This is a genomic window from Shewanella sp. 10N.286.45.A1 (assembly GCF_041470405.1).
Taxonomy (GTDB): Bacteria; Pseudomonadota; Gammaproteobacteria; order Enterobacterales; family Shewanellaceae; genus Shewanella.
In genome coordinates this window covers 1-822 of sequence record NZ_JBFRMK010000470.1, presented here as the reverse complement: position 1 = coordinate 822, position 822 = coordinate 1, and the positions used below count along the sequence as shown (strand labels likewise).

The 822-nt window shown below is 35.2% G+C and carries 1 protein-coding gene; it reads right to left on the bottom strand.

Translation table 11 applies throughout. The features are described from left to right. Positions 1-27: 27 nt before the first annotated feature. Positions 28-588, bottom strand: a complete 561-nt coding sequence (locus AB4238_RS22450) for a hypothetical protein (protein ID WP_372035856.1) — start codon at positions 586-588, stop codon at positions 28-30. Positions 589-822: the final 234 nt, after the last annotated feature.

Genomic DNA, 822 nt, shown 5'->3' with positions numbered 1-822 from the left:
TATCCTTATACGTTATGTGGCTGATAGTTAGCTAGTTCTTAGCTCCAAATGCTCACTAGCTATAACTTGTGTACGTTCAATCAAATCAGTTAAATCATTCGATAGCTTTGTATGATCAGCAATGATACTTTCTAAATAATCGTCTAAGTCTTCATGCTGCCCTTGCTCACGAGCCTTTTTAAAAATCTGGGTTATTATACTTTCAAGACCAGATTTAATTTGCCCTATATCACTATGGAGATAAATAAATTTAGTATCTAATGTTTTCTTGAGCTGAGTTAACTTAGTTTTTGTATCAGTTTCAATTCGTAACCTATCGGCAATAGCCTCGGTTGACTGATATTTTTGATCAAATTTAATCTGTTCTTCTTTCACGTATGCGGCATACGAATTATGATATTCCTCATCACCTTCTGAGTTACACCCAATCCGTTCATATGCATCCAAATATTCATTCGTATACTCTATCTGAAAATGGAGATATTCCTTTGTTTCATAGAAACTTTCTATTAAGCCATCATATGCTTTTTTTCTAGTGTCCCAGACTTGTTGCTTTACCCAGAATTTTTTCGTTAATTCTGTTTTCAACTTTTCCATGTTTCGAGCTAAGAAGAAACCGATTCCTACGGTTAATAATACTTGTATAACTGTTTGTATGATTACAATGTAATGTTTTTCCAATTGAGCCTCAGATATATCGATGGTGCGATTGCCACATAACGCCTCGTTAAGAGGCAAATAATATGTTGGCTAAAATAAGCGACGCAGGAGCAAAAGCCAACTGTTATTTGTCCTGCTTTAACGACTTGTTGAACGAAGCCG